This is a genomic window from bacterium, assembly GCA_016708315.1.
Taxonomy (GTDB): domain Bacteria; phylum Zixibacteria; class MSB-5A5; order CAIYYT01; family CAIYYT01; genus JADJGC01.
Map to the genome: position 1 here is coordinate 470,963 of JADJGC010000002.1, position 18,047 is coordinate 489,009.

The 18,047-nt window shown below is 50.0% G+C and carries 22 protein-coding genes; 7 read left to right on the forward strand and 15 right to left on the reverse strand.

The window, feature by feature from the left end; translation table 11 throughout:
* Positions 1 to 52: 52 nt before the first annotated feature.
* From IPH59_02430 to IPH59_02475, 10 genes are all read right to left on the reverse strand, one after another.
* Entirely contained in the window at positions 53 to 820 is a 768-nt protein-coding gene (locus IPH59_02430; GenBank protein MBK7090569.1) for a methyltransferase domain-containing protein, read from the reverse strand.
* Positions 810 to 1,472: a class I SAM-dependent methyltransferase gene (locus IPH59_02435; protein MBK7090570.1), complete on the reverse strand. Its 663-nt coding sequence runs from the start codon at positions 1,470 to 1,472 to the stop codon at positions 810 to 812. Before IPH59_02435 ends, IPH59_02430 begins: the two co-directional genes overlap by 11 nt.
* A complete protein-coding gene (locus tag IPH59_02440) occupies positions 1,456 to 2,637 on the reverse strand; it encodes a glycosyltransferase (GenBank protein MBK7090571.1) in 1,182 nt (393 codons plus the stop codon). Before IPH59_02440 ends, IPH59_02435 begins: the two co-directional genes overlap by 17 nt.
* Positions 2,528 to 3,610, reverse strand: coding sequence for a glycosyltransferase family 2 protein (locus IPH59_02445; GenBank protein MBK7090572.1), 1,083 nt, complete (start codon positions 3,608 to 3,610; stop codon positions 2,528 to 2,530). Before IPH59_02445 ends, IPH59_02440 begins: the two co-directional genes overlap by 110 nt.
* Entirely contained in the window at positions 3,600 to 4,640 is a 1,041-nt protein-coding gene (locus IPH59_02450) for a hypothetical protein (protein MBK7090573.1), read from the reverse strand. Before IPH59_02450 ends, IPH59_02445 begins: the two co-directional genes overlap by 11 nt.
* Positions 4,637 to 5,545 (reverse strand): DUF2723 domain-containing protein, encoded by a 909-nt coding sequence (locus IPH59_02455; protein MBK7090574.1) that lies wholly within the window; start codon positions 5,543 to 5,545, stop codon positions 4,637 to 4,639. Before IPH59_02455 ends, IPH59_02450 begins: the two co-directional genes overlap by 4 nt.
* Before the next feature lie 100 nt (positions 5,546 to 5,645).
* Positions 5,646 to 6,086, reverse strand: coding sequence for a type II secretion system protein (locus tag IPH59_02460; protein ID MBK7090575.1), 441 nt, complete (start codon positions 6,084 to 6,086; stop codon positions 5,646 to 5,648).
* A gap of 161 nt (positions 6,087 to 6,247) precedes the next feature.
* Positions 6,248 to 6,415 (reverse strand): hypothetical protein, encoded by a 168-nt coding sequence (locus IPH59_02465; protein MBK7090576.1) that lies wholly within the window; start codon positions 6,413 to 6,415, stop codon positions 6,248 to 6,250.
* Between the two features lie 205 nt (positions 6,416 to 6,620).
* A complete protein-coding gene (locus tag IPH59_02470) occupies positions 6,621 to 7,049 on the reverse strand; it encodes a prepilin-type N-terminal cleavage/methylation domain-containing protein (protein MBK7090577.1) in 429 nt (142 codons plus the stop codon).
* A 211-nt stretch (positions 7,050 to 7,260) separates the two neighbouring features.
* Positions 7,261 to 8,628, reverse strand: coding sequence for a sigma-54-dependent Fis family transcriptional regulator (locus tag IPH59_02475; protein ID MBK7090578.1), 1,368 nt, complete (start codon positions 8,626 to 8,628; stop codon positions 7,261 to 7,263).
* Positions 8,629 to 8,748: 120 nt separating this feature from the next.
* Between IPH59_02475 and IPH59_02480 the strand changes: the two genes are divergently transcribed.
* Genes IPH59_02480 through IPH59_02490 form a run of 3 tightly spaced genes read left to right on the forward strand, consistent with a single transcriptional unit; the run spans position 8,749 to position 10,404 of the window.
* Entirely contained in the window at positions 8,749 to 9,528 is a 780-nt protein-coding gene (locus IPH59_02480; protein ID MBK7090579.1) for a DUF169 domain-containing protein, read from the forward strand.
* A 1-nt stretch (position 9,529) separates the two neighbouring features.
* Positions 9,530 to 10,003 carry a GAF domain-containing protein gene (locus tag IPH59_02485; protein MBK7090580.1) on the forward strand — a complete coding sequence of 158 codons (474 nt, stop codon included), beginning with the start codon at positions 9,530 to 9,532 and terminating at the stop codon, positions 10,001 to 10,003.
* Positions 10,004 to 10,062: 59 nt separating this feature from the next.
* The gene (locus IPH59_02490; protein MBK7090581.1) at positions 10,063 to 10,404 is read left to right on the forward strand and encodes a hypothetical protein; all 342 of its coding nucleotides are present in this window, start codon (positions 10,063 to 10,065) and stop codon (positions 10,402 to 10,404) included.
* A 16-nt stretch (positions 10,405 to 10,420) separates the two neighbouring features.
* On the opposite strand, the gene IPH59_02495 is transcribed toward IPH59_02490, so the two are convergent.
* Complete coding sequence (locus IPH59_02495; protein ID MBK7090582.1) at positions 10,421 to 11,560, reverse strand: thrombospondin type 3 repeat-containing protein; 1,140 nt, start codon at positions 11,558 to 11,560, stop codon at positions 10,421 to 10,423.
* A 36-nt stretch (positions 11,561 to 11,596) separates the two neighbouring features.
* Positions 11,597 to 13,387, reverse strand: coding sequence for a DUF2339 domain-containing protein (locus tag IPH59_02500; protein ID MBK7090583.1), 1,791 nt, complete (start codon positions 13,385 to 13,387; stop codon positions 11,597 to 11,599).
* Between the two features lie 193 nt (positions 13,388 to 13,580).
* Between IPH59_02500 and IPH59_02505 the strand changes: the two genes are divergently transcribed.
* Genes IPH59_02505 through IPH59_02515 form a run of 3 tightly spaced genes read left to right on the forward strand, consistent with a single transcriptional unit; the run spans position 13,581 to position 15,564 of the window.
* Positions 13,581 to 14,423, forward strand: a complete 843-nt coding sequence (locus IPH59_02505) for an FAD-binding oxidoreductase (GenBank protein MBK7090584.1) — start codon at positions 13,581 to 13,583, stop codon at positions 14,421 to 14,423.
* A gap of 24 nt (positions 14,424 to 14,447) precedes the next feature.
* Entirely contained in the window at positions 14,448 to 14,729 is a 282-nt protein-coding gene (locus tag IPH59_02510) for an FAD-binding oxidoreductase (protein MBK7090585.1), read from the forward strand.
* A 13-nt stretch (positions 14,730 to 14,742) separates the two neighbouring features.
* Positions 14,743 to 15,564, forward strand: a complete 822-nt coding sequence (locus tag IPH59_02515) for an alpha/beta fold hydrolase (GenBank protein MBK7090586.1) — start codon at positions 14,743 to 14,745, stop codon at positions 15,562 to 15,564.
* A gap of 35 nt (positions 15,565 to 15,599) precedes the next feature.
* Here the strand turns inward: IPH59_02515 and IPH59_02520 are convergent, their stop codons facing one another.
* Together IPH59_02520 and IPH59_02525 are read right to left on the reverse strand one after the other, a co-directional pair.
* Positions 15,600 to 16,115, reverse strand: coding sequence for a zf-HC2 domain-containing protein (locus IPH59_02520; protein MBK7090587.1), 516 nt, complete (start codon positions 16,113 to 16,115; stop codon positions 15,600 to 15,602).
* Positions 16,115 to 16,687 (reverse strand): sigma-70 family RNA polymerase sigma factor, encoded by a 573-nt coding sequence (locus IPH59_02525; protein ID MBK7090588.1) that lies wholly within the window; start codon positions 16,685 to 16,687, stop codon positions 16,115 to 16,117. Before IPH59_02525 ends, IPH59_02520 begins: the two co-directional genes overlap by 1 nt.
* Before the next feature lie 114 nt (positions 16,688 to 16,801).
* On the opposite strand from IPH59_02525, the gene IPH59_02530 reads away from it, so the two are divergent.
* Entirely contained in the window at positions 16,802 to 17,152 is a 351-nt protein-coding gene (locus IPH59_02530; GenBank protein MBK7090589.1) for a hypothetical protein, read from the forward strand.
* A gap of 10 nt (positions 17,153 to 17,162) precedes the next feature.
* Here the strand turns inward: IPH59_02530 and IPH59_02535 are convergent, their stop codons facing one another.
* The gene (locus tag IPH59_02535; GenBank protein ID MBK7090590.1) at positions 17,163 to 17,915 is read right to left on the reverse strand and encodes a hypothetical protein; all 753 of its coding nucleotides are present in this window, start codon (positions 17,913 to 17,915) and stop codon (positions 17,163 to 17,165) included.
* Between the last annotated feature and the right edge of the window lie 132 nt (positions 17,916 to 18,047).

Below are 18,047 nucleotides of genomic sequence, written 5' to 3' on the forward strand. Positions count from 1 at the left end.
GAAGCTCCAAACGCAATCGTTTTTTCGACCGTTATGGACGGTGCCGATGGACCTATTTCTTCGTCAGAATCCAAATCCATATTGGCAGAAGAGGATATGTCGCTTTATAAACGAAAATCGGGATTCGGAAAGCCAGACCATTCGATGCTTTTAGATCGTCAGCAGCGAATTTTTCGGGATGTTTGAGAATTGGAATCGTATAGTCGTGCATCCGGAAATTCTTAAGCAGTTTCTTAAGTTTGGGATAAGAAAGCAGGGTTACGTCGTAGCCGCCCGTTTTTCCGAATACTTTCATATACAAGTTTGATAAGCGGTTCGGCAACCAGGACAAGAACGGTAGCTTGTAGTGGCCCTCTATAAAGACGAACCTGGAGCCGGCGCTGAAGTAGCAGAATCCATTGGGCTTCAAAACCCGGTGGATTTCGCGTGCCAGCCCGACCTGATTGTCCATGTGTTCATAGACGTGGTTGCAGATAACGCAATCAAATGATTCATCTGCAAATGGCAGATCGGCACCATCGCCGCAAATCCATTCGACATTCGGACTCTGGCATTGTGCCTTGCCCTTCTCAACAGCAACGTGGTCGATATCGAGTTCGACAACTTCGCGGAAGCTTGCGGCGAAAACCTCAGTCATGACTCCTGCAGACCCGCCAACATCGAGAACGCGCAATTGTGAAACATCCGCTTTCCAGAAGTCTTGAATAACGGCAACGATCTTCAGCGCTTTCTGGGTGCGGCCCGACTTGTCATAAAGAATCGGAAAGCGTTCCGAGAAGGTGCCGAAGACTTCGTTTTGACGAGTAATTTCACTCTTCATTGGGCCTCTTTGCAAGAATCATGATCGACAATGAAAACAACGACGGAAACATATCCGCCAGAGCCTGACCCACGCGGGACCAGAATTTCCCCCAGCGCGGAGGCACAAGCGGCTGATACAGCTTTCTTTCGACAACATATCCGGAAACTTCAGCCAGTTCAGCGGCCTTTCTCGGCGAAAATAGCTGAATGTGCGATTCTGCCGGCGTGCCAAAACCAAGGCGGCGAACAATGTGGAATTCATTGGGAACGGAGTAGAATACTCGACCACCGGTTAACAAAACTGCGGATGCCTTGCGCAGTACCGAAGCCGGGTCCTCTATCTGCTGGAGAACTTCACAACAAGCAATAACGTCGTAATGCCCCTCGAATTGGTCGGCCTCGAGATCGACGACTTCGCCAGAATAGCCGGCGTTTCGAAGCTGCGAGACGGCTTCCGGAGAGATGTCCCACCCAGCAACACGATATCCGGCTGCGCGAAAATAGGTGATTAGTTCACCCTGACCGGCGCCGATGTCAAGAAGCGAACGATAACGCATTCCGACCAATGAGAACAGCTGCTCAGCACGCCATTCAGAACGGCGTGAAACGCGGGCACGGTCTTGTTCTTGCCAGTAGCGATCATAGTAGTGTTGTTTACTCGACGGGAGCATTAACCGCCTCCAAGAACGTCTTGACAGCTACCTGTGGAGAAAAACGATCCAGCAATCGTTGAGCGGACTGTGTGATGTCGATGTCACTCATCATTGAACGCACTAACGCGTCGTTTAATGCCGCAATTGATTTTTTCTGCACCACAAAGCCGAGTTTGTTGTCGCGAACCAAGGTGCCGAGGTCGCCGACATTCGTCACGACCATCGGAGTAGCAGTTTGGAGTGCTTCGCCAAATACTAACGGAATGGAATCGCTGTGAGTCGGGATGACCAATGCTCGCGTCCGCTGTAGGTAATTTATGACCTCTTCAACAGGCGCTCGACCCAAAAGATGGACTTTGCCGCGCACTTTGAGTCGCTCGATTTCTTTCTTTAGTTTCGCAGTTGCAGAACCCTCGCCGATGTAAAGCAGGCGATAATCCCAGATATCCTGCTTTAGCAAAGCGAACGCCCGGACTAAGTCAAACACACCTTTGCTCTTTTCGATGCGGCCCAAGTAGAGAAAAAACTTTTCGCGGGGCATCGGCAACATGCGATAGTTGAATTGGCGCAGGCTCGGCAAGAACTGACATTCGCGATCGGCAATGCGTTTGACCTTTTCGGATAATTCATCGCCGTCAGCAAAGAGAGCGGTCGCATCAGCAAGAGCGTCGCGGACCATACGGCCAGCGATCGGTCGTTTCGCCCAGACATTGATATCTGAGCCAAGACACCAAACCGAGTAAGGAATGCCAGTCTTCTGAAATGCCTGTTGTGCGAACCAACCTGATGGGAGAGCCCACAGCGCCAGAATGTGATCATAGCTGTTCGTCTCGAGGTGCTTGAGCAGACTCTCTTTGCCGGACACGAAATGGCGTTTGATCTTCTGCCAGCTCGACCAGTTCATCAGAGGCAATTCGGAGAGAGTACAGCGGGTCTCGCTCCAATCGAAACGATGGACTGGAAATCCCAAGTCCGAAGAGACTTCGCCAATGTGTGATGTATAGACTGAAGTCTCTACTCCAGCTTCCTTCAGCGCCTTGATGAAATCAAGGACAAATGGCGATGCTGGATCTTCAGCCGATACGGGCAACCGATTCGTGATCAGCAGAAGCTTTTTGACGCTCCGCCCGATCGCGAATGTCGGTTGAACTGACTGTTGGCTGTGAGTTCGCGGTTGTTTCAAGCGATTCCTTCCATTGATCCAATTTCATCTCCAGCATCTTGTTTTCGCGCTGGACAACAAATATCTCCTTGCGCAGTTTCACAAGCCCGCTGCCAAGGAATCCAAACATCAGAATTTGTATACCGGTAAGTATGAAGAGCACGATGAGTGTCATCAGCGGTCGATTGGGATTTAGCGTTCCGGACTGCCAAAGATAGACGACATAGCCACCGCCGACAATACCTAGTCCAATCAACGCCAGGCCAATGAGTCCAAATAGCAAAATCGGTTTCTCGTGCAAAGAGAATATCAAGTGTGATGCTGCGATTGCGCGGAAGCGGAATTTGGATTTGCCCTGCTTGCGTGATCTCAGTGTAGCGGGCATTTCCATGATTGTGTACCCCGCTGCCAGCAATTTGGAAATGATTTCGAGATGCAGTTCTTTGCCCGATGAGAACAACTCCAGCGACTTGATGCAATTCTTGCGATAGGCGCGCAAGACTCCGGTAGACGTCTTGATATTGCCGCCCATCGCACGACTGATCACTTTGTTGCCAAGACGCGAGATAAACAATCGCAAAGGCGGGACATCTTCTGTGGTTCCGCCCGCTGTGTAGGGAGAACCTACGACGCAGTCCAGCTTGTCGTATTTGTTCAAGAGCGCGATCATTCGCGTCAGATGGTCTGGCGAGTAGGAGAGATCGGCGTCGGTCGTGCAAATGATTTCGCCATCGGCGGCTTCGATACCGGACCGAATGGCATATCCCCTGCCCTGATTCGGTTGATAACTGATGACCTTTAACCAGTCGTGCGTTGCTGCCAATAGATGGAGCTTGTGGGCTGTGTCGTCAGTTGATCCGTCATCGACAGCGACAATCTGGAATGTCTGACCTGCTTGAAGAAGCTCCGCTTGTATTAGATCAATCGTCGTGGGCAGATTAGCAGATTCATTATGCATTGGGATAACGATAGAGACATCAAATTTATGACTCATGATCATCTCCCTTGGAAATCGCCAAAGCTGCTTTCAAGATGCTCTCGAGTTTCTCGTTGCCTGGATCAAGTTGATCTATCTGAGCGGCAAGCTGATTCTGATCGTCTGGCTGATGCGTGAGGATCGCCATTTTGAGGCAACCCAGCAACAGGTCGACGTTGGTCGGATCAGATGTGGCTGCATCGCGGTTGTACTTCGCCGCCAGGGCCGGTTGATTGTGTTTGCTGTAGTAAACGGCTAAGTTGTAGATGAGCCGACCGAAGTGCTCCCGGGTGGTGATATCGGAACTTCCCTTCCACATCGATTCATTATCCCGGTAGAACAAGACTGATTGTGATGCAACTTGCTGGGTTAATTTGCCAGAATCGCTGTACACAAAATAGAATCCGTCTGGATGCAGATTGGGAATTAGATTCGATGTCCATTGTGAGAGGGTCATCGCGACTTGACAACTCTTAGAATTGTGCGAAATCCAGGTTGCCAAGTTGGTCGAAAAATCCTCGGCAAACGAGCGGTCATTCCAGTTTTCCGGATACCAATAACAGCCCCAACGCGCTTCTACCTTCTTTCGATAGTCTGATCTCAGTAGCGCTCCCGCGGAGATGACTGCAATATCGCGGCGTGTGCCGTCGATGACCTGCTTGCAGAGCAGCGGCGAGTAGCTGTTGTCTTCTCCGGATAGAAAGATGGCTTTGGGCTCAAGTGTTTCTAAGATGCCAACAGCATATTCATCGGGCGTACAAAGTGCGCTCTTATTGGCGTCGGCGTAGTTTGTGGCGGCAAGATAGCCGGCCTTGCCAAAGAGTGCGACTGCAACAACGATTGCTACGGCGGCTCGAAGAGCACGCTGTTCAAGCCTGATATTGGCATGCGCAAACCGAACAACCGATGAGGCGCCGACTGCAGCGAAGATGAAGCAACCGGCAAAGGCAGGCATTAGATAGCCATACAAATCGAGATTGTATTGAGAGAATTCGGCTGCATACGCTGTAACAAGGATCGAGGAAACTGCGGTTAAGTTGATAATCAAGCTAATGATCTTTTCGCGATTGTAATCGACAGGAATCCGATAGCAGTTAGCGCCCAGATTATCGCAGGAATAGATCTGAACAATTCCGATACCACTGACGCCAGTCGCAAAACGAATGGAGTCGTCGTTGTTAGCTGATCAATGGGGAGTGCTTCATCGAATCGCAGAATTGATCTCAAAGAAGCGCCAAAGCTCGAGAAGTCACCCCAGTTGAAAACCGGGTTTGCGGCTTCACGAATTGGCAGGTAGAGATAAAGCGTTAATCCCAGGAACACGAAGAGCGAGAATCGTGCAGTGTATTTCCACTGAAGAAGCTTAGTTCGATGAAAGAAAAGCAAGGCCGCGAGAACCGGCAAGACAACGGCGCCAAAAATCAGATAGTGATTCGTTAGTCCGACGCCAACGGTGATGCCCGCCATGACGGCAAAGCGCGATTCAGAGATCTCCTCGGCGTGATACTTAAGAGTGAGCCAGATGATTGACAGGACAAGCAGAAGGTTGAATGAGTAGACTTCGGCACGAATTGCCTGAATCCAAACTCCATAGACAAAAGCAAACCCGAGGGCAGCGGCCAAAGCGATACACGATTCAAAAAACGAGCTTGGTTCGTCCTTCCTGCGGAGAAGGCACAGCGCTATCTGGAAGACCAGAAATGCTGAGAATGCGGCACAAACGGCTGAACAGAGATTTACCAGCCACTGGGCTGTCCCGAACGGAAGGAGTGTGAAAACGTGAGCAAGCAAGATGTAGGACGGGAAACTGGGATTGTGTACGATACCGAGTTCGTATGCAGCGGCCTGAAATGCAGCGGAGTCTTCCCAAAACACTCCCGGCGCGAGGGTAAAGATATAGGCGCTCAGGGGAATTAGCAAAGACAGCCAAAGAAGAGCTCTTTTGAATGCCATGTAGCTATTTTCGGCAGGAATCGATTGGGATTAACCTCTTGATAGGCATAAAAAAAGAGGCGGGGAGTAATCCCCGCCTCTGTGCGTTAAGCCGTTACGCTTAAAGGACTGAGTCGTCCACCGTGCAGAGCAGTGTACCATCCTGATTGATAGTCCAGGTGTCTGCGGTGGCGTCATCATCCAAGCCCGGGTTCGCGACAGTCGCGGTTGCAAGGAACGTGGTAGCCGTAAGACCGCCGATCGAGTATGAATAACGGGCAGTCGGGGCGATTTCAACGCCAAGCTCGGCGAAGGCGTTACCAGTGGCGCTACCAGCGACGGCGCCAGCCGGATCCCAATATTCGTCATTCTGCTGACGATAGGTCTGCTGCATCGTGTAGATCTGCTTGAGGATCTGCTTAGCTTCAGACTGCTTCGACTTGGTTGTCGCGCGCATGAATCTCGGAATGGCCAATGCAGCCAAGATACCGATAATCACGACCACGATCATAAGTTCGATAAGTGTGAAACCTCTTTGGTTTCTGTTCATCTTTGTGAGCATTGCTCCTCCTGCGTTAGTGGTTAACTAAACTTCTGTATTCTTTCTTGTCGTATCTCGTACCAGTGACTTGCTTATATGCAAGCGCCGTGCTTAACCGTGGATGAAATTGCGCTCCGTCGGAACTTCTTATCCAGCAACGCATTCATTATTCCATCTCTCGATCAGATGGTGCCGCCTGTCAGTTCGAACCGCCTTTGCTGCCTCACATCGCCACAAGAGTCTTGCAAAAAGCGAGATTGATTGCAGTCGCCGGGGACCAATTCGTTATCGTCGCCAAGCCCGGTATAGATTCCGCGAGAGTCAGCCTTCGTATATGTGGCGATGTTCATTCTATATGTTCTCTTTCTACGTTCGTGTAGCATGTCAAAATGACAACTGCTGTTAGCCACCAGCAGGTAAGCGCTTCACCAAAATTGTGGCGCCCTTACGAAACAATTGCGGAGTCTCTATCGAGAATCCGCGCATGCTTAGAGTAGTTATTTGAGCTACAATACTTCTATCGGCAGGTGTTGTTTCAGAATGGAGAAGTTTCTTCTAATTTTCAGCGTCGTCTAATCCAGCGGTTACAGTCAGCACGCCGAAGTTGTCAATGGTCCATTGATCGATTGCTGGGTCTTCGTCAAGGACGCTGCTCCAAGCTGTTGCCACAAAAGTCGTTGGGGTACCAACGATCGAATAGCAGTAGCGAGCCGGAAGCTGGATGTCTACCCAGATTTCGGCAAATGCCAACGGAGTGACAGAGTTAGCCTGCGTACCACCCGGGGGAATCCAATAAGTTTGATTCTGTTGAAAGTAAGTCTGTTGATTATTGTGAATTTGCTTCAGCAGTAGTTTAGCTTCGGACTGCTTACTTTTCGTACTGACGGCGATAAATCGCGGAATTGCCATCGCTGCAAGAATTCCGATGATTACCACTACAATCATCAATTCGATCAGTGTAAAACCTGATTGTCTGAATTTCATGTTCATCATCTTTATTCTCCTTGACTAACTGCCGAACACAAATGCAATTGTAGTGCCAGATGAGCGTTCGATTGTAAGCAATTGCAGCAGTGCGGGATGCGGCACGCTGTGACTCCGGCTGTTTCGATGCGGCACAATAACACGCTGGTTTATGCTAGCAGCCATTGCAGAATGCAATACAGACATCGTTCCGGAGTGTACGCGCAGTTGACTAATCCTCTTTCTTGAGTCCGTAACGCTCTATCTTTCGGTATAGCGTTGACGCATCGATGCCAAGTAGTTTGGCCGCTTTGGTTTTCTGCCAATTTGTCTGACTCAACACCCAGAAGATATATGCCTTTTCAATTGATTCGAGCGTAGGGTTGCCCGTGTCAGGCATCGGCGAAATTTCCGCCGGCTCCGCAGGACGCAATTTGTCAGGGAAATCTTCGGGCTTTATGACGTTGCCTTTGGACAATAAGAAGGCGCGTGTGATCGTGTTCTCGAGTTCACGAACGTTACCGGGCCATTCAGCCGCAATAATTAGAGATTCGGCGTTTTCGGAAAGTGTCTTGGCAACGCAATTGTGCTTGAACGCCAACTTCGCGAGAAAGTGATTTGCCAAGAGAATTATATCGTCCCGGCGTTGAGTAAGTGACGGCAAGTTTATCGGAAGTACGTTCAATCGATAATACAGATCTGCTCTGAACCTGCCAGCCTTAACATCCTGTTCCAAGTTGGCGTTGGTCGCTGCGACAAGCCGGACGTCCGACTTCACTGGCACCGTTGAACCGACCGGTGTGTATTCCTGAGACTCGAGGACACGCAACAACTTCACCTGCAGTGCTACCGTAAGATTACCAATTTCGTCAAGGAAGAGGATGCCTTTGTCGGCTGCCTGAAAGAGACCGTCCTTATCGCGGAACGCGCCCGTGAATGAGCCTTTTTTGTGGCCGAACAATTCGGATTCGAGGAGCAGTTCAGGTATGGCGCCGCAGTTAATCGCTACGAATGGCTGGTCGCATCGGCGCGAGTGTGAGTGTATTGCGCGAGCGATTAGATCCTTGCCGGTTCCACTCTCCCCAAGAATCAACACGGTTGAATCCGAAGCAGCGATCTGCTTGACGAGTTCCTTTAGCTGGACAACAACATCAGAATTGCCAATGAACTTCTCGAGCGTAAAGCGCCCTGCCAATTCGTCCTTTAGCTTCTGATTTTCTGAGCGTAGCTCATCGTTTTCCAGAAGGTTCTTTATGACGTGTTTAATCTCGTCGACTTTAAAGGGTTTGGTGATGTAATCATCGGCACCGCGTTTTAGGGCATCGACAGCGGAATCCACTGACGCAAAAGCGGTCATGACGACAAAGTGCATACTCTCATGTCGCTTCTTGGTTTCAACCAACAGATCGATTCCGGACATGTCGGGCATCATGATGTCGGATATGACTAAATCGGGATTCTCTGCCTCGATCATCCCCACCGCTGCTTTGGCAGATTGTGCAGTTGAGACACTATACCCCTCTTTGCGAAGCATAATTTCCATGAAATTGCACATCGACTCTTCATCGTCGACAACGAGAATTTTGGGATTTTTTGTCATACACTTCTCAATCGGCAGAGATTGCATTTTGCTGAACATCGGCGGATCTCAGCAAGTTACTCGACGCCAATTGACATAGACCAAATTTGTTCTATATTTGCGACATTGAGGAGTGAAGCAATGACTGACATTTTGAAACAGTTGAATGATTCCATTCAGAAACATATTCGACCGCAGACCTATCCCCTGGCAATTCGAATGGTCAAACCGGGTGAAGATTTGCCGGAACGGGTGAAGCGACCTCTGCGGGACTTGGGTATCAAGTCCGCGATTTGTCAGGGAATCGGATTGGCGCGTAAGTACGGTTGGGCGATGGCGCTTGGACATGAAGACATATCGTGTCCATTGGCAAAGTCCGCTTTTGGGTTTGAGCCATTGGTCGAGCATTTTACCAGTGGTTGCTGCTGTGAAGGTATGTACACTGAAACTGCGGATGCCGGCGCGAGAACGGAAAGTGAATTGCCGAAATTTTCATTTAGGCAGTACGAGTATTTCTTAACTGCTCCGATTGAGAGGACAACTTTTGAACCGGACGTGTTTCTCGTTTATGGGAACTCAGCCCAAGTGATGCGGCTTCTTGCAGGCTCATTGTGGAAACCGGGTGGATACCTGACCTCGCGATTCTCGTCACGCCTTGATTGCGCGGACATATGCATTGAGACAATGCATACTCAGAAGCCGCAGGTTATACTTCCCTGCTACGGAGATCGACTTTTCGGACAGACTCAAGATGATGAAATGGCTTTTGCCTTCCCTGCGGCCCATGCGTCTGATTTGATAGCTGGTCTTGAAGGGACGCACAAGGGCGGGATTCGCTATCCGATCCCAACTTATATGCGATTCACCGCTGAGTTTCCAGAGAAGTATCAAGAACTGGAAAAGTATTGGAAGGAAGAATAAGATGAGTCCAGAAGAACTGAGCTACCTAATACCGGAAGATGTCCTCGCCCGACTCCGTGAAGTAGCTTCTGCTCCAAATGCCAAGGAGCGTTTACCATTCGAAGTCGTGCATATCTTGAAGAACAACTACCCCTACTATGATTGGGTGGGCATCTATAATCTGGAAGAGGATGACACCCTTGTGCTCGGTCCGTTTCTTGGCAAACCTTCGCCGCATACACGAATTAAGACCGACTCAGGGATTTGCGGTGCGGCGGTGCGCGAAGAGCAGACCATCATCATCGACGATGTCAATGCCGATCCGCGCTACCTTGCGTGCTCCCTTGAAACGAAATCCGAGATCGTAGTACCGATCTTCAAGAATGGTGTGGTTGTAGGGGAGATTGACATTGACTCGCACAAGCACGCAGCATTCACCGAAGTAGACCGGAAGCTGTTGGAGGAGATCGCGGTAATTCTTTCGCAAGTCTACTGAGATCATATCAGACATCAGATGCGTGAAACACTTGCGACGAATATTGCGTATCCATTGACATGAATCAATCGCCGTTGACCGTTCTTGCCGTATATCGGGTTGCCGAGAAATCGCAGAGTGACTTCTTCCGGATTCTTCTCGAAAAGAGGGCATATTTTCTCAAGGCCAACTTTGTTACCGCTCGTGATCCGGTGTTGTTGCGCTCAAACACGAATCCTGAGTTCTTGATTGACGTGTTTGAGTGGGCGAGTGAAGACGCGATTGAACGGGCACATATCGACCCGGTCGTACTGCGTTTATGGTCGGCTATGGAAGACCTTTGGATTGATGGTGGCTTGGGTCTTGGCCAACTGCCTGAATCGGATGAAGCTTTCGCCGGATTTCAGACTATAGTCATCTGAAACAACAAAGGCAGAGCTACTGCTCTTCTCCCTTTCGGAGTGACTTCGCTGTCATAACAAATAGCGAGATAAGAACAATTGCTGCGATACCAATTCCGACCCAAGGTATCCACTTGTAACGCTCAGTAAAGCGATTCTCTTGTTCGTCACAGATATCCCCCATTCCATCCCCATCTGAATCCATCTGATCCCAATTGGGTTCGTTCGGACAATTATCAAGACTATTAATGATGCCATCGCGATCGAAATCGTCGCAGGCGTCACCTCGGTCATTGCCGTCCTCGTCAGTCTGGTCAGGATTGTAGACATAGACGCAGTTGTCGTGCGCATCCGGAACACCGTCTTCGTCGATGTCTGAAACCACGTAGGTCTCATTGTACGCGGTCCCGCTGGAGAACACTTCCAGTACGCCCTTGTCCAATGTTAGATCTCCCGACTCTGCCCACGGTGGCTGCGAGTACCTGTCGGGATCGAAGTAGACTTTGTATTCGTGGCCCGGTTGAGCAAGAAATCTGAGCGTACGCGATGTGTCTTGCGATTCGCTGTCTGTTAACAACCGCACTTCGGTAATTCTAAGCGGTTGGCTATAGGTAAGAGTGATATGCCATTCATTCGCGGTCGTGGACGGAAAATAAATCGTCGGGTCTTCGACCTTCAGTTGTGAGACCAGAACTATTGATTCCTGACCTTCACTTCGCACAAAGATATCCACCAATTTTGGAAGCGCGACGTGATTGTCCAAGAGAAGCGACACGCCATTGGCTGTAATCGGCTTTGCACTCAGTAGTTTGATTGTCGCCTCGCCGCTTCCCACATCGGGCAAGTAGAAATCTGCAAACGTCTTGCTGTCCTTGTCGATCAAGTAAGAGCCCAACCCTTCGCTCGAATTAGTCTCAATCGAATCGATTGTCTCATTAATCAGAGGATCTTGCTCGAATAGGTAAGGAATGAATTCTCTTGTTGTGGTATCGAAGACAGCGAATTCGTATCGCTGAAACACTTCGCCGCGAATAGAAAGTTCGACAACAGTGGGCACTTTGATCTCGGTGCCGGTGACAAGCATGTACTGGCGGTACGCGCTGGTAACGCTGTCAATTGATGTTTGCGGCAAGGCAAGAGCCGCACCGTTGCCTGCGAGACTGAGAACTGCGGTCATCAGAAGAATTGAATAGATGCGGTTTATCATAATTGCCTATTTTGTTGAGGTTTCATCCTTGACCGCTTGTTTCTTGCGAATCAGAAACGCTGTACTCATCAGCAATGCTCCGACGAGCAAGAATGTTATGATGCGACCGGTCAGCTCCATTTTCCAGACATCAACGGTCAGGAGTCTCAGCACCACGAATCCGAGCATAACGCCGCCGTAGGCAACGAGTCCCCTTCTTGATGTTGCCCTGCCGCGAATGTAGACTATCAGCCCTATCAAGGTATAAATAAGCATCGCAGTCCCAACGGCCATTGCAGAGTTCGTCATTGCCACTCGGAGTGAAAGCCAAAGAAGCGTGTAGGCGAATAACGAGGCAACAACAAAGAGCGCATTGGTGAGCTTTGCAGAGACTTTATTGTCCGTGCGTGCGACATATCGGAAAAAGAACCCAAGCCCACCAATTGTTATTGCCAGTAGAGCGAGTACGAAGAAATGCTGGTTAAACACTGAATCGCTCCATGAGTAGTATTCGATGCTGGGGAGTGATCGGCTTATTGGCACAATTAGAAGCAAACAAGCACGTTGAGCAAGATTCACGTCTCGTCGCAACACGAACGTCATGATCACAATGACGCCGCACTCGATTGTGTATGCTACCGTCAGTGCGGGACCGCTCAACTCAGCAGCGGTCGCGGCGGCGAGCATGATTATTCCGACACTGGCATAAACGTAGAATGGAGCGACCTGTCTTGCGGCACGAGAGATCAAGAATGCTCCGGTTACGAACACAACCATCCAGGCGACTATAATGAGGCTCTTCCATTCGGGTGGAGCAGCCGCTGAAATCCACGCCAAGAGGAACATGCCGTTGCCGGCTGCGGTCACCAAATCGGCGTGGCTCTTACCCGTTTTGGATTTGATGATTCCAGCCAAATTGGTCAGGAAGAACAGTGCTGAGAATGCAAAAGCAAAGAGGAGCAGAACATCGCTATCGCTACGGTAGCGTTCAAAGAAGAACGGCAGGCTGTAGATTGTGACAACGCTCAAAGCTGCAATTGTCAGCTCTCGACGACCGGTTAACAGCACGATCCAGATGGCTCCCAAGATCACGACAAGGAGATAAGAGAACAACGCGATGTTGTCTGTTGTTGGCGAATTGGTTAATACCGGCGCGATTCCTGCGAGAATGATGCTTGAAAGCGCCAACGACCGGCTGTTATACTTCACGCTTGCGAGCGCGACAAATGCTGTACTCAAGAACATTACCGCCAAAGCGCTTGCGGGTGTGAAGAAGTCGTATACTTCCCTGGCAGCATATATCGTCACCAATACAGTTGTTGATCCAAGTACGAGGAAGATGCCGCCCTGATGAATGAACTTCTTGATTCGCCACCATCCGAGCGCGATGAATCCGGTACCCGCGACAAGTCCAAGGGCGATTCGACCCATCGGTCCAATCCAATTATTGAGGAACGCATAAGACGCAAGCCAGCTTAGTCCGACCAATAGCAGAAGAGCTCCCAGCTTCAGGAGCCAATCTTCTCGAATCCATCGGACAAATCGGTCGGCCGAGGTCGTACCGGAACCGAGCGGTACGCTTGGTTGTTGCGGCAACGGCTGGGGTTGTGCCTGCGGAGGTGGTTGACTTAAAGGAATGGATGAGATCGGTTTCGGTTGCGTTGTTTCCATAGCCAAACCGGGCTGTTGCTGAATGAGTCGTTCGAGCTTGGCTACGCGATTACGCAGACTAATCACTGTCGCAATCAGCAAGAGACCGCCGATGATGAAGCCCAAGGCCATCATCGCGAGAACGCCTTCGATAAGTACTGTTTCCATCTTGAGTTAGGAAGATCGATGGCGCATCTAATTGAGTCAACAAAAACATCCTTTTCTGGAGCCGCTAAGGCAACATTGGATCCGTTGTTTCGACCAATTCAGACGACTCAAATACACACCAAATCCTCCTTGACTTGCCCCCTTTGCCCGCTTAATTGCTACCTGACAGGCTATGTCACCAAGGAGACTTTACATGTCTGAGAAGTATGATGTTGTCATAATCGGCGGTGGAATCATTGGCTGCTCGATCGCCTATTATCTCGCTAAAAAGAAATTCGGCAAAATCGCAGTTGTTGAAAAAGATCAGTATCTCGGCAATGGCGCTACGGCAAAATGCGCCGGGGGAATTCGTGCTCAATTCGGCACCGAAATCAATGTCCGTCTCTCGATGTTGTCGGAGCGGAAATTTGAGGTCTTTCAGGAAGAAACTGGCGCCGAAGTTCAGTTTGATCAGGTTGGATACCTCTTCCTGATGACAACAGAGGATCATATCGCCGCATTTCGCAAGCAGTTCACGATGTGGCAACATGTAGGTCACCCGGTTGAATGGCTTTCGCGCGAGCAGATCAAAGAGCTGGTTCCGCCGCTATTCGTCGACGACGTTCTCGGCGGCACATTCTCACGCAAAGACGGTATAGGCGATCCGCATCAGTTCACGCAGGGTTATGTCAGCGCGGCCCGCAAGCTTGGAGTCAAGTTCCTGACTGAGCATGAAGCTACAGGGATTCGGCACTCAGGTGATGTAATCACAAGTGTGGTGACAAACAAAGGCGAGTTCGAAACTAATTGTGTGGTGAACGCGGCCGGACCACACTCGCGCCAAGTTGCCGGATGGGTTGGGATCGATTTGCCGGTTCGCGCATATAAGAGACAGATTGTTACGACTGCGCCGCTCGATTTTATTTCGGAGTCGTTTCCAATGGTAGTTGCTATGAGTTCGGGATTGTACACGCACAAGGAGTCGGGAGGTTTGCTTCTGGGTTGGGCGGACAAGGACACGCCGGAAGGATGCGATGAATCAGCACATCCAGACTAGACAGAGGCCATTTTGGAGAAGGGTTTGAACAGAATTCCGCAATTGGAAGTCGCAGAAATCAAGGCGCAGTGGGGCGGCCTTTATGATACAACTCCTGACCACCATGCCATTCTTGGGTCAAGTGGTGTTTATCCGAAATTCTACCATGCAAACGGTTTCTCAGGGCATGGTTTCATGCATGCGCCGGCTGTGGGAATTGTGATGGCGGAGTTGATCTGCGGCGAGCCGACATCGATTGACTTGTCAGCTCTATCGCCTCACCGATTCACCGCTGCTTCTTTGGTCGAAGAAAACACTGTAATTTAGGAGTACTTGATAAATGATGATGAAGAGATGGTTATCTACAGCGTGTTCAATGATATCAATTCACTTGGTACTCTTGGCCTTGATTGTTGCTGTCTCCAACACAGGAGCGTCTGGCGCCAAAATCGGCAAATTTGAAACGATCGAAGTTGCGTACGACGCGCCCGACACCAGTGTCGAGTTAGTGGGATACCTCTCTATTCCGCCATCAGACAAGATCAAATCGGCAAAACCGCCACTCGTTGTTTTGCTCCATCAGGCGAACGAGTCAGCAGAGAGTTGGAATATCTTCCGCGATGAGTTGCTTGCGACTGGCAATGCGGTGTTTGCGATGGACCTGCGTGGATACGGGCTTTCCACATTTGACTTGAAAGCAAATCGACTACGACCGAAAAATACATTCTACGTCGGCGAGTCAATGAACTTCCCGAGCGACATCGCATTCCTGGTTGGCAAGGCGATAGAAGTACACGGCAGCAAGTTTGATACGACGCGGTTGGCTGTGATTGGAGCATCAGTCGGCGGAAATGCCGGGCTCATCTATGCCCAGAATGAACCAAGGGTCGTGTATGTCGCATTGATTTCGCCGGGGCTCGAGTACGCGGGATTGAGAATCGTGCCGGTACTTCGGGAGTATGGCGATCGGCCGGTTTTCATGGCGTATGCTGACAAGGACGTGTATTCGCGGGAATCGATCAGCCTTGTTTCGGATCTTGTACCAAGGGTGCTGGACATTAAAGAGTTCGACTCAATGTTCCATGGCAATCGCTTGATAAACTCCAATATCCCGCTGCGAGTTAAACTCCAAGAGGATCTGGCGAAGTATTTCGGCAAATAGGACGTCGACTGAGGTGACACCCTAATTCAGTTTAACTATTGATTGTGATTGTTAGGCTGTGAAGTCGTCGGGGATGGCCGATCTACAAGTCCGATCAAAGCCACACAGAGAATTGCAGCCAGTGCTGCTAAAGCGATATAATTGACCAGGGGGTTCGACGTAAGTTGCGACGCAACTGTCTCCAGTCCATCAGATCCCACTTGTGTGAAGTTCTCCAGACCAGTCGATGGCGCAGAATTGATCATGTTTCGGACAAACATGAAAACCCCGACTGCGAATCCGGCGCTGGCGACGAATGCCCATGAAAGATGGCGCACCATCATCATGCCGGCTGGAGATACGGGATAGTAGGACAATACGCGGTTCGTGATATTAGAAGTGTATTCCGGCATTGGCACATCTGCAAGTTCGTCCACCCTACTCGATGTGGCGAGGCGTAAAGCACAATCGGGGCAAATGTCCAAGTGCCGGCGAATCAAGTCGTCCTGAGCCGGTGATGTTTCACCCCTAAGGAACTCATTTAGTCGCCATCTGACATCGGAGCATTTCATCAGATCAACTCCTCCGGCTTGAACTTGCCCTCCACTATCTCGCGAAGCGCCCGTTTACCGCGATGCAGATAGGTCTTCACGGTACCAATCGGTATCTTCATCAGTTCAGCGATTTCGACGTATCCAATGCCGCGCAAATAGAACATTCGCAAAGCCGTCGCATAGTGCGTCGGCAGCTGCTCCAAAGCATCATCCAAGACTCGTCCACAGAAGAGACTCTGGTAAACCTGGTCGGGCTGAGCAGCTGGATCGATCGCGAGATGTTCAATTTCATTTAGCGATACCTGTTCCAGTCGCTTCTTCGCCCTCTCAGCCAGTGCGACATTTAGGGCGATTCGGTAGAGCCAGCTGGAGAACTTGGCATCGCCACGGAAGCTCTTGATATTGTTGTATGCGCGGATGAATGCCTCGAAAGTCAATTCTTCGGCGCGCTCCGGATCGTTGAGCATCCGGTTGATCAGTACAAAAACCCGGTCCTTATATAGATCCGTTAGTTTGGTAAGCGCGGCGCGCTCGCCGTGTCTTGCCCTCTCGACCAGTTCGCGGTCATTGTCAGCTATCGTTGCTTGCATAGATATAAAGACTCCAAAATCGTCAAAAAGTTGCACTTTTTGAAACCGAAGTCGAAATAGTCGAGTCTTACAGACAGAGAGGTTAGAATTATGTGGAGATTTGACGCTTCTGATATGTTTAGCATGTTCGCCGGAATCATTCTGGGACTGGGATTTTTCGCGCTTGTTGCATATCTGGTCTACTTGTTTGTTTACAAACGAATTCAAATGAATCACGAAATGCGGCTTGAATTGATTAAACAGGGTCGCGAATTACCTGCTGAGACAGAGCGATTTGGCAGTTTGAAAGCGGGAATTGTACTGTGTGCGGTGGGATTGGGACTATTCCTGAGTCTCTTACTTGAAGCACATTCGAACGGCGATTCTCCCGGTGGTGAGACTGTAATTGCGTTTGTGCCGTTATTGACCGGGATTGGATTAATTGGCTTTCATTTGGCAATACGTAGGAGCGCAAGCAGCAAGTAGGAATGAGACGCTACTTAGCGTCGGGGTCCTTGGGCTTGTCGGATTCTTTGAGATCAATCATCTGGGTGCCCTCTACATAGGTAGTGGCGCGCGCCTCTTCCAAGTTCATCAATTGACTGACCACGTCGCGAATTCGCAAACCGCTCTGTTCGATTAATCGAAGTCGTTTGACCACGTCATCGGGAAGCTGGTCCCCTTTCATAAGCAGTAATTGGCAATTACCCAACACCACCGTAAGTGGATTGTTGATTTCGTGATTAATAGTCGCAGTGGTTTCTCTGAGAGCATCAAGTCTTGCGGAACGAATCTGACCCGCTTGCCCCAGACTGTTCCGAAGCGCGGCGGCCATGACCTCGATGAACTCCTGCTCCAGCGCAATGTTGCGTGATCCATCGCAGATTCCGGACACAGCGCCTACGACTCGATTGTCAGACCGAATAACATATGAGAATATCGATTTGAGGCCGTTGTGGTTCAGTGTGGAGTAAATCGTTTCGAGTCCGAATTTGGCTCGTAATGATGCGATCATTCTAGATTCGAGTTCTGCTAGTCCGACGACAAGAGCCGGCTCACCAGCGCGGATTTCCAGAATGGCATTGCCATCATCATCGACGACGGAGATTGCCGCCGCTGCTATCTTGAGTGCGGCGATTGCGTCAACAAGAGATTCTCTTAGCGATTGCTCTGCCGCTTCAGGGTCGGCTGGCGCCAAAAGTATCTTGCGCAGCGATTGATATTTCTTGTCTTCAGTACCGTCCATCATTCCTCGGTATGATATCTCGCAAAGAGCGTGCCGTCAATGGCTATGACCGGGGAACAAGTTACATAAAGTTTCCTATCAATGCATCGCGGTAACACATTTTCTCTCAATAATTTATACGCCGATCAGCCAATA

What these genes read in the sequence shown, in the direction of transcription:
- IPH59_02495 (MBK7090582.1), bottom strand. Translation starts at nt 11,560, where the DNA reads ATGACCGCAGTTCTCAGTCTCGCAGGCAACGGTGCGGCTCTTGCCTTG.
- IPH59_02520 (MBK7090587.1), bottom strand. Translation starts at nt 16,115, where the DNA reads ATGAAATGCTCCGATGTCAGATGGCGACTAAATGAGTTCCTTAGGGGT.
- IPH59_02490 (MBK7090581.1), top strand. Translation starts at nt 10,063, where the DNA reads ATGAATCAATCGCCGTTGACCGTTCTTGCCGTATATCGGGTTGCCGAG.
- IPH59_02445 (MBK7090572.1), bottom strand. Translation starts at nt 3,610, where the DNA reads ATGAGTCATAAATTTGATGTCTCTATCGTTATCCCAATGCATAATGAA.
- IPH59_02535 (MBK7090590.1), bottom strand. Translation starts at nt 17,915, where the DNA reads ATGATGGACGGTACTGAAGACAAGAAATATCAATCGCTGCGCAAGATA.
- IPH59_02500 (MBK7090583.1), bottom strand. Translation starts at nt 13,387, where the DNA reads ATGGAAACAGTACTTATCGAAGGCGTTCTCGCGATGATGGCCTTGGGC.
- IPH59_02475 (MBK7090578.1), bottom strand. Translation starts at nt 8,628, where the DNA reads ATGACAAAAAATCCCAAAATTCTCGTTGTCGACGATGAAGAGTCGATG.
- IPH59_02480 (MBK7090579.1), top strand. Translation starts at nt 8,749, where the DNA reads ATGACTGACATTTTGAAACAGTTGAATGATTCCATTCAGAAACATATT.
- IPH59_02485 (MBK7090580.1), top strand. Translation starts at nt 9,530, where the DNA reads ATGAGTCCAGAAGAACTGAGCTACCTAATACCGGAAGATGTCCTCGCC.
- IPH59_02465 (MBK7090576.1), bottom strand. Translation starts at nt 6,415, where the DNA reads ATGAACATCGCCACATATACGAAGGCTGACTCTCGCGGAATCTATACC.
- IPH59_02435 (MBK7090570.1), bottom strand. Translation starts at nt 1,472, where the DNA reads ATGCTCCCGTCGAGTAAACAACACTACTATGATCGCTACTGGCAAGAA.
- IPH59_02460 (MBK7090575.1), bottom strand. Translation starts at nt 6,086, where the DNA reads ATGCTCACAAAGATGAACAGAAACCAAAGAGGTTTCACACTTATCGAA.
- IPH59_02525 (MBK7090588.1), bottom strand. Translation starts at nt 16,687, where the DNA reads ATGCAAGCAACGATAGCTGACAATGACCGCGAACTGGTCGAGAGGGCA.
- IPH59_02455 (MBK7090574.1), bottom strand. Translation starts at nt 5,545, where the DNA reads ATGGCATTCAAAAGAGCTCTTCTTTGGCTGTCTTTGCTAATTCCCCTG.
- IPH59_02530 (MBK7090589.1), top strand. Translation starts at nt 16,802, where the DNA reads ATGTTTAGCATGTTCGCCGGAATCATTCTGGGACTGGGATTTTTCGCG.
- IPH59_02430 (MBK7090569.1), bottom strand. Translation starts at nt 820, where the DNA reads ATGAAGAGTGAAATTACTCGTCAAAACGAAGTCTTCGGCACCTTCTCG.
- IPH59_02515 (MBK7090586.1), top strand. Translation starts at nt 14,743, where the DNA reads ATGATGATGAAGAGATGGTTATCTACAGCGTGTTCAATGATATCAATT.
- IPH59_02470 (MBK7090577.1), bottom strand. Translation starts at nt 7,049, where the DNA reads ATGAAATTCAGACAATCAGGTTTTACACTGATCGAATTGATGATTGTA.
- IPH59_02505 (MBK7090584.1), top strand. Translation starts at nt 13,581, where the DNA reads ATGTCTGAGAAGTATGATGTTGTCATAATCGGCGGTGGAATCATTGGC.